The sequence below is a fragment of the Microcoleus harperi Pol14_C6 genome (assembly GCF_036701295.1).
Taxonomy (GTDB): domain Bacteria; phylum Cyanobacteriota; class Cyanobacteriia; order Cyanobacteriales; family Microcoleaceae; genus Microcoleus.
The window spans coordinates 157,337-171,544 of sequence record NZ_JAUBQN010000003.1 but is presented as its reverse complement, the minus strand read 5'-3'; the positions used below and the strand labels follow the sequence as shown (position 1 = coordinate 171,544).

The following is a 14,208-nucleotide window of genomic DNA, read 5'->3' as shown; positions in this document are numbered from 1 at the left end:
ATAGTCAAATGCAGTCAACAGTCAACAATCACGGATGGATGGTGTCACCGAAATTGATAGAATTTATCTGCGTTAATCTGTGTTGATCTGCCTGTATCTGCGGTTTAAAAAAGAGAATGTATTAACCGCAGATGACAAGGGATTGACGCTGATTCACGCAGAGGTCGAGAAGAGAGATAGGAAGAATTCCGATGCTAACAGATTTGATCTAACGCAGTAAGGTGTTTCAGGCGTACCTTACATATAGCAGTTTTCCAATGAGTCAGGTAATCTCCAGTCAGCACCCCATTACCCATTATTAATGTTTACCTGACTCAACTGAAAAAAACTATAATTATGTTCCAGTAAGTCCTAATTGAATTAAAAACTAAACTGCGTCCGCAAATTGCCCACAAAAATTGTCGGGTTGTTATCGAAATTATTGGCATTGCTGATCGCATAAAATGCTGGCACGATCGAAATATGGTCGGTGAGAGGCAAATAATAAGTTGCCTCAATTTCGTACTGCGTACCGCCATTTCCTCCGCCAGAAACCAGAAACCTCCGACCGCCAGTAAAGTCAAAAGGTACTAAATATGACACCGTAAGCAAAGCTCCTTCCTTGAACAAATCGGGAAATGCAAGTCCTAACTGATAAGATTGATTTTTGATCGTGCCGTCGGGTCGGTTAGTCTTGGGAAATATATTGGTTTCGGCGTAACCGTAGCGGCCGAAAAGACCAAAGCGGCGAGCGACTAACCAATCGAAATTGAAACTATAAGTATTCGCCGTCGAATTGCCCAGGCGGCCGCCGAAACCGTCATCTGCCACACCGTTTAACGGCTTGCTGTTAGGAGATCCAATTAAGCCACCGATTTGCTGGATGTTGGAACGGCTGTACAGAAAACGCAAATTAGTCCGATCGCTCGGACTGAATGTTAATTCTGCTGTAGTCGTATTTGTCCCACCAAACAAGCCTTGAGACGGATTGGAAGCCGAATTAAAAACGGAAGTGGGCAAAAATTCCGTACTCTCGCCCAAATAGCCAAAACGCAGTTTCAATGCGCGGCTGATATCCCACAAAACCAAAGCACCGGCACCCCGTCTGGTAGCGCTTAACAAAGGGCTGTTGTTAGAATTAAAGCTGCTCGCACCGTCTACGAAAAAGTTAAACCTATTGTTGTCAAAGTAGCGGTAGAAATTAATCCTCGGCCCGACTACTACTTGGAAGCGGTTGCTAAGCGGGAACCGGTAGGAAAGTTCTCGCAGGGTAACTTCATTGGGATTCACCCCAGCAGTCTGGTCGAGAAAAGGAGTGCCAAAGGTATTGAACAGGCCCGTAGAAGTATATTGATTGGCTGGGGAATTGCCGTTACCTACAGCTAGCTGTGTAATCAATTCGTCTTTCCCTGTAAAGGAAGTAGTGAGGGTCAACCAAACTAACTGGCTAAAAGTGATTTCTGGGTCGTCCACTCTCTGCACAATGGGTCTGTTAGTGACAGGATCGCGTCCGGCTACTCGATCGAGCGGAGCAGCATTTCCATTTGTTGCTTCAACTCGGACTCGCTTGCTCGCAAAAGCTCCAGTCAGGTTAAACCAAGCAAATGCGTTTAATTTAGTGGTAGTTGAAAATTGATTGGCTTCCAATTCGGCAGTGCGGGCTTCTAAAGCATCTACCCGACCGCGCAATGTAGCTAATTCTGCTGCAAATTCTTCTTGCAATCTTTGCAAAGCAAGTAGATCTTCTCGCTTGACTAAATTACCAGTAGAACCGCCAAGCTGTTTGGTAATTTGGTCTAAGCAAGCGTTTAATCCGGCGGCGAATTCATACCGAGTCATTGCTCGATTGCCTCGGAATGTGCCGTCTGGATATCCCGCAATGCAGCCGTATCTTTCTACTAAGGATTGCAAGGCTTGAAAAGCCCAATCTGTCGGTCGCACGTCGGACAGTTGGGAAACAGAGGTGACTTGTGCTGCGTCTTCTTGTATGCTGAGGTCATCAGCGCTGCCCGTCTCGCTGCTGATGTCGGCAACTTTGCTGGCTTCAGCAACTTGTTGAGACTGAGGAGAGTTTGCAATTTCTAACTTCTTTGGGGGCAATTCGCGAATTGCCTCTGTTATTTCTGGGGCTGTTGTTGTACGATCGACTGTTGCTATATCTGTTTGGGGTAAAGCGCGATTCACCCATGCTGCATCTGTGTCAGGTAAAGCCGGATCGACTGCTGCATCTGTTTCGGGTAAAGCCGGATCGACTGCTGCATCTGTTTCGGGTAAAGCACGATCGACTGCTGCATCTGTTTGAGGTAAAGCACGATCGACTGTTGCTATATTTGTTTCGGGTAAAGCCCGATTCACCCATGCTGCATCTGTATCGGGTAAAGGGCGATCGACTGCTGAGTTAGCCTCTGCTGCGGTAATCGCTACTAACGGCGGTATCTCAACCTTAACTGCTGCCAGCGCTGCGTCTGGGTTAGCCTCCGGGACGGCACTCGCTTCTAGCGCAACTTCTGGAGTTGAGGTATCCTGAATTTGAGCTGTTGCGGAGATCGGCCCCAAAGGCACTGCCGCACCAGAAATCAAGAAAGACAGCCAAAAAGCTTTAACGGAGGTTGCATTATTCACCATAAAACTCACACCACTTATTGAAAATTAAATCTGGCCAATGTTAACCGATAAGCTTGCTTATAAATGTAGTTGGTTTAACAAATTCTTATAAATAGTTAAAATTATTTTAGGAAGCGAGCAATTCCCAATCACTAATGACTGAAGACTACTGACTCCTGACTAATTCCCCAAATGAAGTTTTTATTAGTTACAGATTTAGACAACACGCTAGTCGGAGATGACGCAGCAACTCAAGTTTTCAACCAGCGCTTGCAATCACAGCGGTCGCAAATTTGTTTGGTTTACGCTACCGGGCGTTCTTATGCTTCAACTTGCGAATTAATTGCCCAAAAGCAACTGCTAGAACCAGACTATTTGATCGCAGGTGTAGGCAGCGAAATTTACCACGACGGAACCCTCGACTTAGATTGGGCGGAATATCTTTCTCAAGACTGGGATAAAATGGCGATCGCCTCTTTAGCTCAGCAGTTTTCCCAGCTTAAACCCCAATCCCTAAAAGAACAAAATCCTTGGAAAATCAGTTATTGTTTGGAACCAGCAGCAGAAAATAGCTCGACTGTCCAGGCTTTGCAGCAAAAATTAACTGAATCGGGACTGCCAGCTCAAATCATTTTTAGCAGCAATCGCGATGTGGATATTTTACCGCAAACTAGCAATAAAGGTAATGCCCTTACTTATTTACAAAAGCGCCTACAAATTCCATCTGAGGCAACATTAGTTTGCGGTGATTCTGGCAATGATATCAATATGTTTGAACAGGATGTCCGGGGAGTAATCGTCGCTAATGCTCTGTCAGAACTCTTAGAATGGCATCGCGAATTTGGCACAACAAATCATTATTTAGCTGGTTCTGCTTGCGCTTGGGGAATCATGGAAGGAATGGCATATTTTTGGGAATTTTGATTGCCAAAAATTCGGTTTGGTTTGTACTGAGGACTTCAGTCCTCATACCAATCACAGGACTGAAGTCCTCAGTACAAACGCACCCGAAGCACCTCAAGTCCTGCAAACCGTTAAAATCTGTTGAGGAATCTCAACCGCGTATCGATCGAACCTGCGAGTTGCGATATCATCAGCGTGTACTGCTTTATAAAACCTAATCGAACTTAACTTTAGTTAGCTCAAGCGAGTTGAAGTTTATTTCCTACCCTGTTGGTTAGTCGGCTATCCGCCGATCGCCAAAGGTTCTATAGTTAAGTTTAGCGCCTCAACCTAAATTAATCTCTCTAGAAAAACTGATCTTTCTAGATGAATAAGAGGTAGGTTTAGCCCACTATTTGCCCCTTTAGTTCAGTTCGCGAACGCACCGCCACATGGAACAAAATACTTTACCCGTAGAGGTGATTCTCTCTCACCCCCGCCAATATTTAGGTAGCATTCGGCTGGATTGGACGCCACAACCGGGGAACTATCTAGATTTAGAGGGACAAACCTACGCTGTTTTGGAACGCCACCACCGCTATCAACTCAAATCCGGCCGCTACCGACTGCAAAAAATTGCCCTGTACGTGCAGTCGGCCACACCGCCGACGGAAAGAACTTTTGTAAGCGGCATCTGGGTTATCGGAGATGCTAGCTGCCGCTTTAATGCTCGATCGGAAATTCTGCGCTGTGCTGTCAATCCCAATGGCCCGTGCAACTGCTGTTGCGATTACCAAAAGTCTTGAACCATCGAGTTAGTAAACAATTCCACCTCGCCCACCCGAGAGAGCCGAGAATCTCGGCGTCTCCCTCATTTACCAGAAACTATCAAAACCAACTAGCAACTCTCGAATCAAATTTAACTTCTTCAGGCAGGCGGTAATCTATCTTCTGATAGCTGTGCAGCACCTCGCGAATTCCAGTATGAATCAAATTTTCTATGTGCAGCAACTGTTCTGAAGAACAGCGAACCTGAACTGTTTGGTTTGACACAGACTCGCCGGAGTCGAGCGCAGTATATCTATTAGGAACTCGGCTGAGCACATAAGCAATTAAATCTTGTCGCAATCCCGAAGGCGAAAAAGCTTGTTGGTAGGGGTGCTTCGGATAAGACTCCAAGATAATTTCTACTTCCTCTGTGACTACAGCTAAGGTAATATTGACAAGATTTTTCTGCATTTTCCCTGTCCCCAAACACTCGTTAACTAATATTTTTGCGGTCGTTCTCGATCTGGTCTGATTTCTCATGAATTTTAACCGGCTAATACCGCCAATCGTTCTTCGGTAATCGCCAGCTCAAACTCGGAACTTACCTCTTCTATAACCCGCAGCACGTAGCAGGGAATCTTGTCGGATAAAATAGCACATGGCACCCTACCAGTGTGAATTTCTAAGACTGCTTCTGCAGCAGCTTCAAACATCAGTCGCTGTCCCGGAAACATCACTCTTTCAAAGTACCAATTAGGAATGTTCCCAATCCGAACCACCTGAACTAGGTTGGTAACATTTGCGTAATAGCACAGAATCTGGTTGTTACCTTTATAAGATAGCCGATCAGACATTTAAAAATCTCCACACTCTTTCAAAAACTAACTGAGACTTGGCTTTGCCTGTTAGTGGCAATTGCGAGTTTGGCTCTCGAGCAAACGACCGACTTATTTTTGGGGTGTTATTCGAGAGCGCCAATCACATCTTCAGTTATTAATTTTTGTAGCATTGAGTTATCATGCCAACACTTAGAGGTCTGGCGCTGAAACTCCGTTTTTCCCGGTTAAACAACCCGGTTTGTTTGGTATGCAGGGCTTAGATCCTGACTTATTTAGGTTGGTTGTGCTGTGGCACCAGTTAATCGAAAGTACCGTCACTTTCCCGAACTCTCCTGACAACAGGTTCGCTCTTTGGCAGCGGAATGGTGCTGAGAGTGCGATCGACCTTCTGATCCAGAGCTTGGGGTAAACTTTATCTAAAAAATATGAGGAAATTATGAAGACCATCATTTTTTTTGATAAATATACTTTGGTCGAAGCAGAGATTACAAGAGTTAGGCAAAAACCTGGTTTTTTAGCCAAAAACTTGGTTCCATCTGTGACAATGGGTTAAAAAACCCGGTTTCTCAGGGAACTCTGCGTAAATCTTGGATTAGCAGGCTGAAGCCTGGTTTTTTTACCCAAAAACTTGGCTGCATCTGTGATTCCTGGTTTAAAAAATCGTTCTTGAGGCAAGTGTGTGTAACTTCTGGAGGAGTTATTCTGCCTGTAAATACGGTGATAGCCGATCGGCTTTGCAGGTAACAAAAAAACCCGACTCCCTGAGATCATCTCTAGAACTTCTAGGGAATCAGAGTTTAAATTAACCAATCACCGATCGATCTCAAAGCTAAATCAAAAAAATGAGGAAATTATGAACATAGCCGGAAAAATTAGGACTTTCCTAGATGCAGAAACCCGGTTTCCTAACAATTGCGTGATGTTCGCAAGAATCAAGAGAACGAGATAGCGGATTTTCGACGGTCATTCAGCTTTAATGCCCTTGATTCTTCCGTCGGAGAGGGCCGACTTTGTTTGTCTAGTAGGGATTTCAAATGCCGAGTTTGATATGCTATCTGCGATGTATTTTACCCCAGTTTAAAACAACGGTTCCCAAGCCAGAATTTCCGCCACTTGCTGTGCCAAACTCAAAGGATCGAAAGGTTTGGCAATCACCCCCCCTACCCCCAAAGCAGCAAATTCGCTCAAATCCATCGCCTGCACCTTAGCCGTCAGGAAAATCACCGGAATCCCCCGAGTAGCAGTATTGTTTTGCAGCAAACCAAACAGAGTAAGTCCGTCCATATCCGGCATCATCACATCTAACAGAATAGCGTCAGGGAGGTGAGTTTCAGCTAAAAGCAATCCTTGGCTGCCGTCGGGGGCGCTTAGTACAGTCCAGCCGCCTAAATGTTCCAGACAGGCCTGAATCACGCTGCAGAGGTTTTTTTCATCATCGATGACCAAAATGCGCTTTGGTGACATAATTAAAACTCAAATTTTAAATGAATCATGGTAAACCGAACAAGGACTTACGCAGCCTGGCTCATCAACCGGGTTTCTTGACCGATATAGCAGAAGGAAGAAGCAATAAAATTAAGAGTTTCAGCACTTAAGAACGTCCTAATCGAGCGAGGTTGCTATATTTTGTCACTCACCTACTGAAACCCTGAACAGAAAAATCGACCTATCAGCCGGGAGCATCTCATATTTGTAAAAACACTTCTGACTCTTTCCTTCTGACTCTTTCCTCCTGGCGCCTGGCTCCTAACTCCAATTTTGGGCTTGGCTACTTTCATTGAGATGCTCCCTATCAGCCTCCCAAAATCATCCTACCCGCGTGCGTTGCCAGGAACTTGAGCTTTCGCGAACTCTGATCGAAGCAATCTCAAACCTCCAAACTTTTTCCCCCTTCGCCTTCCAACGGTGCAGGCACTGTGAAATAGAAACTGCAGCCTTGTGAGACAACACTTTCGACCCAAATTCTGCCGCCGTGCTGCTGTACTATGCTGCGACAGATAGCCAAACCCAAACCCGTACCTCCTTTTTGGCGGGAGTCAGAAGCATCGACTTGTTGAAACCGTCCAAAGATAGTTTCTAGTTTATCTGCAGGAATCCCCCGCCCTCGATCTTTGACTTCAAATAAAACCCGTGAAGCGTAGCTATCCCGTAGGGAATCGCCCAAATCTTCAACCCTGACAGTGACTGTACTCCCTGGAGGGGAGAATTTAATCGCATTGCTCAACAAATTTACCAGCAGTTGAACGATTCTGTCCGGGTCAGCCCAAATTTGGGCTGTTTCGGGCAAAATCGACAAATCAATATTATTTTCCGCAGCCAAAGAAAGTACAGCTTCTGCAGACTTCCGCATCAAAACCTGGGCATCGCACCACTGCTTGACGAGGATAACTTGGCTGGAATCGAGCCGCTCTAAGTCGAGAATATCGTTTACCAAACGCACTAACCGTTCGGTATCGCTCGAAGCGATTTCTAACATCTGTTTGGCAGTTTCCGGTCGATTTTTCAGTACCCCAGCCGCCAGCAAACCTAAAGAACCGCGAATGGAGGCAAGCGGCGTTCTCAGTTCGTGGCTGACAATCGAAATAAACTCATTTTTCATTTTTTCAATTGCCCGACTTTCTGTGACATCTGTGACTGTGCCGACGTGACCAATTAGTTGAGCTCTGTCGGAAAAAATCGGAGCTGTTTTCAGCCGACAAAACCGGATGGTTCCGTCTCGCTGGATGTGTCGGAATTCGCAGGAAAATTCCCCATCTAGCGATTGCGATTGGGACCACTTAGACAGAATTAGTTTGAGGTCTTTGCGGTGAACAAACCGCATCCAGCCGTTTCCTAAAGCTGCTGCCGGGGTGAAGCCACCAATTGCTTGACAGCGAGGATTTGTATAGGTACATTTCCCTTCAGTATCGATTTTGAAAATGCCCACAGGGGAACTCTCGCTCAGAGAGCGAAATAAAGCTTCGCTTTCCCGGAGTTCTGCTTGAGAGCTTTCTAGTTCTCTGGTTCGCTGCAAAACTCGCATTTCTAACCGTTCGTTGAGCTGTTGGAGGGCTGCTTCAGCAAGTTTACGATCGCTAATATCCCGGTGCACTGAGACCCAGTGGGTGAACTCACCATTTTCGTCCGCTATGGGCACTATGCTCATTTCTACCCAAAATTCCGTCCCGTCTTTGCGGTAATTGATCGAGTCAACCCGCACAGGCTGCCAGGTTTTCAAAGCTGTCCGAACTCGATGCAGACTGGCGCGGTCTGTTTTTTCTCCTTGCAAGATGCGCGGCGTTTTGCCCACAACTTCTTCTAGCGTATAGCCGGTCATCCGCGTAAAAGCTGGGTTGACATAAATAATTCGCGGACCCGGTTCCTCAATCGGTTCAGCTTCGGTAATTAACACGGCGTCGTTAGTGGTGGTGACTGCTGATTCCAACAGGCGCAACTGCAATTCTCTAGCTTTGCGATCGGTAATTTCTGTAACTGTCCCCACCATCCGCACTGCATCGCCGGCTTCGTTGTAAAAAAACTTACCTTTTCCCTCGATCCAGTGAATGCTGCCGTCGGGCCAAACCACGCGGTATTCCAAAAAGTAATCTGATCGCTGGGCCAGGGTCTGATTTATAGTATTATCCGTATTTTTTAAATCTTCTGGGTGAATGCAAGCTGCAAAACTTTGATAAGTTCCCGCAAAAGTTCCCGGGGCCAACCCAAACAACTCTTCGTGTTCCCTCGACCAAACAATGCGATTTTTCTGCAAGTCCCAGTCCCAAAATCCGATTTTGGTAGCCGACAAAGCTAAGCTAAGCTGCTGATTCGTTTTCCGCAACTCCATGCTAGTAATAGCAACCCGTAGTTCTCGGGCTATTTCGATTTCGCACCGCTGCCAAGGCAAAGATTTTAACCTCACAGTTTCTTGCCACAAGTCAAAGGAATTGCGAGGAGACAGCGGCCGACTGCCATCCGGTTTAACTTCAATTTCCCCGTCTGGTTTGCCTGCCCAGTTGACAGTTTGAATTGTTTCTGGACGGAACCACAAAATGTAATAATTTTGCATCTCGGACATGGCAAGGACCAGCAAACCGCTAGCAACTTCTTTAAACTTCTGGGAGGGCGGATACAGTTTTGAGAGAGAATCTGTATGAAAAATATCATTATTTATTTGAGTTTTTATCCAAGCAATTAAGTTTTCGATTTCTAGCAATTCCGGGGTTTTGCCGATGGTTGTTAAATTTTCATTGGCACACACAACTCCACCAGTAGCGCCCACTAAGGTCAGCAATTCATCTCCGGATTTAAGTAAACCTTCTACAAACCAGTGTGATTGAGAAATTTTGGTAATAAACTTATGGCAATTTTCTCTTAAATAAATTGCATATTCCCAATTTTCGCTATCTTGTTTATAGCTAAGTTCTAGATTCACAAACTTGCCTAGCAGTTCGCAAGCCTTTCTTGTTTCGTAGTTGACATACTTTCGTGTTTGGTGGTGACAGGCGATCAATCCCCAGAGTTTTCGATCTTTGATTAATGTCAAGGTCATGCTAGCGCCAACGTTCATATTTTTGAGATATTGAACATGGCAAGGGGAAACTGCTCTCAACAAAGAGAAGCCCAGATTCAGGGGGAGACCGGTCAGCGGATTGCAGTGAGGAATTAGTTCTATCGGCTGACAGTTAATATCGGGAATAAACCGAATTAAATTCATGTTGAACAGCTTTCTTGCCTGGGGAGGAATATCGGTAGCCGGATAGTGCAGTCCCAATAAAGGAGCCAAACTTTCTACTTTGTCTTCGGCGACAACTTCCCCCGCACCGGTGGTATCAAATTGATAGACGATCGCTCGATCGAACCCGATCATCCTCCGCACTTCTTCCACTGCTGTCTGACACAGCACTTGCAGGTTGGGTGTTTTGTGGATTTTGTCGATCGGCTCTTGGACTAAATGATAGCAATTAAAACTATCGCTAGCTTTTGGGGAAACAACCGACTCTAATTCAACAATTAATGCTGAACTAGATTGATGCAGCGTTCCATGAAAAAAAGACTGGCGGTTTTGACTTTTGAAGGAGAATTTGATATCGTTAGAGTGATGACTGTTTTCAAATAAAGCTTTTTCTATAGCCTTTATTTCCTCAGCCTCGACAAATTCATGTAAAAATTTGCCCAAAAGTTCTTCGGGGTAAATGCCGAGTTCCTCAAAAGTATTGTTGCTAACTTGCAAAATTTTCCACACAGGAGATTCCAGAACCAAAAGCATACCGTGAGGTTGAATCGAACCCGGGGCGTAAATTAGTTCGCAGTCGCTGTTATTGAAAGTGCCTGTGTCTGAGGGCAATACCATTGCTTTCATCTGATTAATACTTCTCTAAATTAGCCTGTGTTCTTGATCTGCGGCCCAGCATCAATCAATAGCACCGCGTCGGAATCACACAATCTAACAACCCCAAGTCTTGGCTAAGGCTTCCTGATTTGTTTCGGACACGCACTGCCTATTTGCTCCTAGTTATCCCATTTAAAAAAAAGAATACAACTGTAGGTACGTGCTCGAAACCCATATCTCATCAGTCATTCCCAGTTCTTCAATTCTTTAAATTTTTAAATCTAAAATGGGATTAGCGCTTTGCCTGAGCCAGTCTGTTTCTAAGTTGAGTCCGCTCCAAACGATTCAGGAGGCGAGCAATTAATTCCGGTTTGACGATCGGCTTGTTCACGTAGTCGTCAGCACCGGCGACAAACATTTGGCGCACGATTTCCGACTCGGAATGAGCTGTCAAAAATAGCACGGGGAGCTTGCTCCAGCGCAAATCGTTGCGAACTGCCAAACACAGCTCGATACCGCTGTAACCGGGCATCTCCACATCTAAAATTAGCAAATCCGGACAAGTTGTTTCGAGTACCTCCCAGAACTTTTCGGGATCGTCCAATGTTGTTACTTGAAATCCCCAAGGTTGTAGAATCACTTGCAGTGCAGCCAATAGATGCACGTCATCGTCTACCACCATAACTTTAGCTTCAGCAGGGCCAGTCTGGTCGAGTAGTTGGGCGACTGCTTTGAGTATATCTGCTGGGGGGATAGATTTGTGCAAAAAGCCGGAAGCTCCCAAACGAGCAACTTCTATTCGATCGCTCAATTGATTGTGTCCGCTAAAAACCATCACCGGAATTTCGGGCTTTTCACTGCGGAGTTCGGCTAAGAGAGAAAGTCCGTTTTCCTGAGATCGGGAAAATGTCAAATCCAGCAAAATCGCGTCGGGAGGCTGTTGAGAAATCGCATTTCTTGCCGCTTGAGGAGAGTTTGCAACTTCTATCTGGAAGCCGGAACCGGATGCTACTGTTTTGAGTTGATCGCTCCCAAAAGTATCATCATCAACAATCAGCATTCGGCGTGTTTGGGAAACTGCAGGAACCAAATCGCTTTCTGGTTCGAGCGACGGGTGATCGAATATCTGTTTGAGCTGATGCAGAAATCCCTCAATCTGCTGAGCCGTCCCCGGTTTCAAGATGTTTTCAGCCTTGAACAAATGTTCTATCTGGCGCGCAACTTCCGAACCTTTTGGCAGGCCTAACGTTCCCAAAGAACCGACTAATTTGTGAGCTTGGGTCTGGGCTGCCTCGCGCAGTTCGCCTTCCAAGCTTCCGTTGTTCAGTTGAGCGATCGCGCGATCGAATATCGCCACCTTTTCGATAAAATTAGCTTTTAAATTTCCCCGCATTTGGGCAATCGCATTCAAGACTTTGAGACGGCGCTCGTCTTTGTTTAATTCCTGGCTCGACCCACTGGATTCAGTAGATAAAGTCTCTTGAGTTTTAGCAGTTTCTGCCGTTTCCTGCCCAACTTGTTGGCTCTCAATCTCCTCCGGCAGACTTTTGAGCCGATAGCCCAATCCGTACACGGTTTCCACTAAATCTACAGTCATCCCGGCTGCTTTCAGCTTCTGCCGCAGCCCCTTGATGTGAGCGGTAACGGCTTCTTCTTGAGGAAATTCGCCGGCCGACCAAATGCGATCGAGGATGGCGCTGCGACTGAAAATGCGCCGGGGATTTCTCAAGAAAAGTTCTAGCAAATTGTACTCTTTAGGAGTCAAGTGCAGCACTTTTTCGGCATAAGTTACTTCCGTAGTGTCCGGGTTGACTTGCAGTTTTTCCCAGGTCAAATTTGTACTCGACAAAGTTGCCTTACCCCGGCGCAGCAAAGCTCGAATTCGAGCGATTAATTCTTCAAGATTAAAGGGTTTGACCACATAATCGTCTGCACCCGCCTCTAAACCTTGGACTCGATCGTTGCTGCTATCTAGCGCTGTCAGCAGTAAAATCGGCATTTGGCAGCCGGACGATCGCAATTTTCGACACAAACTAATGCCGTCGAGTTTAGGAATCAGCACATCCAAAACAATCAGGTCGTAATCGTATGCCTGCACCAAATGCAATGCTGTTTCACCGTCTGCTGCCGCATTCACATTGTAATTGTGAGAGTTCAGCGCTTGAGTTAGCAAACTGACTGTAACTGTGTCATCTTCTACCAGCAGGATTTTCATAAACGTCACCTGTCCTTCCAACTATTCTTGGAACTTTTTATCGGTTTTTGGGGCTAATTAAATAGCCTTCCTACAAATGAATTTAACAATTCCCCACCTTCAGTATAACAAATAGTATTCTTGAAATAGAATAATTGTAAATTATTATTGTAATTTTATTTATTTTCCTCTGGTAATATTTCATTAGATTCGGGCTGGGATTTTATGGCTTTTTGGACTTCAGCGCCTGCTGAATTTTTTGAATCAGATATTGCGAAGAATCTTGATGTTTAACTACGTCTTCCAACTCGGAAACTGCTACTTCTGCCTGTTCTATCTCTTGAACTAAAGAATCAGCATTAACACTTTTTATGACTCCCAAAGGTTCTTGGATAGCGGTCAATGAATTGAAATTTTTTTCCGCTATTAATTCTTCCAACTCTAGCAGAGCCATTTCTGCGCGATCGATCTTGATAGTCACGGATTTAGCCACATTAGCACCCGCTCTTGCTGCCTCCGTGAGTTCGTGAACTCGAAGTTTAAACCGGCTGGCAATTTGCTCCATTTGAGTCCCCAATTCAAAAGTTTTACTTGCCAGTCTGCCAATTTCTAGACTCACTTTGCTCAGACCGCTGGGCTGACTTCCCATTTGATTGGTAACTACAGCCACCTGTACTGCTAAATACCTGACTTGTTCGATCGCCTCCCGGATGGTTCGGGAAGTACGGTTAACCGTTTCTAAATCATTAGCTATTGCTTTGCCGACGCCTAAAATTTTATCTGTATTGTTGCAAATAGAATTAGCCCCTTGAAAAGTAGCTTGAAACGCTTGGCGACCTTCCGAAGAAATCAGTTTCGCAATCCTCACAAATCGCTGATTCATTTGAGCAATTTCTTCAGCTTGTTTGACCAATGCCACTTGCTGGGAACTGGGATGGGTATGAAACTTTTCTGCTTGACGTTGGTGGATTTTCAAAAGCTCATTACATTCGTGAAACTTAGCCTGCTCTTGTTGAATTAGCGCCAAATACTTGTGTCTTTCTATTCGGTATTTTTGAATAATTTTGTTAGCTTGCGCTAACAGTTTAGACTGGGCAATTACCAGAGTGTGAACGTCCAAAAGGCGGTGGCTTTGGTCTTCCATTACCACAATAATCGGTTCATAAATCAAGTCTTTGTGCCTGTTGAAAGACGCTTGGACGGCATCATCAACTTTCCAGTTTTCCGAAAGCAGCAAAGGCGGAATTCTAATAAAATCTAACAAGGCTCGAATCGGGTGTGACCCGTAAAGTTCTACGCGATCGGGAAAACTCATTTGCTCTCGAAATTTGACGCGAGAAATCATGCCCAATACCTGTGAGTCATGAGTAATAATGACTCCCGGCAGGTCGGGTTCTTGCTCAAATCTTTCAGCCACTACCTGTCCTAGAGTTGCAGCGCTCACTTGGAAGTCGTGACACGGCAGATGTCCGATCGTGAAATCGGGGGTGAGTTGAGTTGGATTGCTCATTTACCCGGATAGTGTTAAGTACAAGTTAACAAATTATATATTAATATTATACTGGAATAAGATTGTTGAAAGTAGTCAACGACCCAGCACGGAAGTGACTGGGCTTGGGGCCTAAAACTTCATT

At 45.3% G+C, this 14,208-nt stretch carries 10 protein-coding genes; 3 read left to right on the top strand and 7 right to left on the bottom strand.

Annotated elements, in window-relative coordinates:
* Positions 1-360: 360 nt before the first annotated feature.
* Positions 361-2,604 carry an iron uptake porin gene (locus tag QUA27_RS04000; RefSeq protein WP_333066487.1) on the bottom strand — a complete coding sequence of 748 codons (2,244 nt, stop codon included), beginning with the start codon at positions 2,602-2,604 and terminating at the stop codon, positions 361-363.
* Between the two features lie 171 nt (positions 2,605-2,775).
* On the opposite strand from QUA27_RS04000, the gene QUA27_RS03995 reads away from it, so the two are divergent.
* Both QUA27_RS03995 and QUA27_RS03990 read left to right on the top strand, forming a co-directional pair.
* Positions 2,776-3,507, top strand: a complete 732-nt coding sequence (locus QUA27_RS03995; RefSeq protein WP_333066485.1) for a sucrose-phosphate phosphatase — start codon at positions 2,776-2,778, stop codon at positions 3,505-3,507.
* Between the two features lie 410 nt (positions 3,508-3,917).
* Positions 3,918-4,271: a DUF6464 family protein gene (locus QUA27_RS03990; RefSeq protein ID WP_333066483.1), complete on the top strand. Its 354-nt coding sequence runs from the start codon at positions 3,918-3,920 to the stop codon at positions 4,269-4,271.
* Between the two features lie 82 nt (positions 4,272-4,353).
* On the opposite strand, the gene QUA27_RS03985 is transcribed toward QUA27_RS03990, so the two are convergent.
* Positions 4,354-4,704: a late competence development ComFB family protein gene (locus tag QUA27_RS03985; RefSeq protein ID WP_333066481.1), complete on the bottom strand. Its 351-nt coding sequence runs from the start codon at positions 4,702-4,704 to the stop codon at positions 4,354-4,356.
* A gap of 74 nt (positions 4,705-4,778) precedes the next feature.
* A complete protein-coding gene (locus tag QUA27_RS03980; protein WP_333066480.1) occupies positions 4,779-5,087 on the bottom strand; it encodes a DUF1830 domain-containing protein in 309 nt (102 codons plus the stop codon).
* Positions 5,088-5,319: 232 nt separating this feature from the next.
* Here QUA27_RS03980 and QUA27_RS03975 point away from each other — a divergent pair, with 232 nt between their 5' ends.
* Positions 5,320-5,481, top strand: a complete 162-nt coding sequence (locus tag QUA27_RS03975) for a hypothetical protein (protein WP_333066477.1) — start codon at positions 5,320-5,322, stop codon at positions 5,479-5,481.
* Positions 5,482-6,149: 668 nt separating this feature from the next.
* Here the strand turns inward: QUA27_RS03975 and QUA27_RS03970 are convergent.
* From QUA27_RS03970 to QUA27_RS03955, 4 genes are all read right to left on the bottom strand, one after another.
* The gene (locus QUA27_RS03970) at positions 6,150-6,536 is read right to left on the bottom strand and encodes a response regulator (protein WP_333066475.1); all 387 of its coding nucleotides are present in this window, start codon (positions 6,534-6,536) and stop codon (positions 6,150-6,152) included.
* A gap of 403 nt (positions 6,537-6,939) precedes the next feature.
* A complete protein-coding gene (locus QUA27_RS03965; protein WP_333066473.1) occupies positions 6,940-10,410 on the bottom strand; it encodes a PAS domain S-box protein in 3,471 nt (1,156 codons plus the stop codon).
* Positions 10,411-10,672: 262 nt separating this feature from the next.
* Positions 10,673-12,595 carry a response regulator gene (locus tag QUA27_RS03960; RefSeq protein WP_333066471.1) on the bottom strand — a complete coding sequence of 641 codons (1,923 nt, stop codon included), beginning with the start codon at positions 12,593-12,595 and terminating at the stop codon, positions 10,673-10,675.
* A 202-nt stretch (positions 12,596-12,797) separates the two neighbouring features.
* Complete coding sequence (locus QUA27_RS03955) at positions 12,798-14,084, bottom strand: CBS domain-containing protein (RefSeq protein WP_333066470.1); 1,287 nt, start codon at positions 14,082-14,084, stop codon at positions 12,798-12,800.
* Between the last annotated feature and the right edge of the window lie 124 nt (positions 14,085-14,208).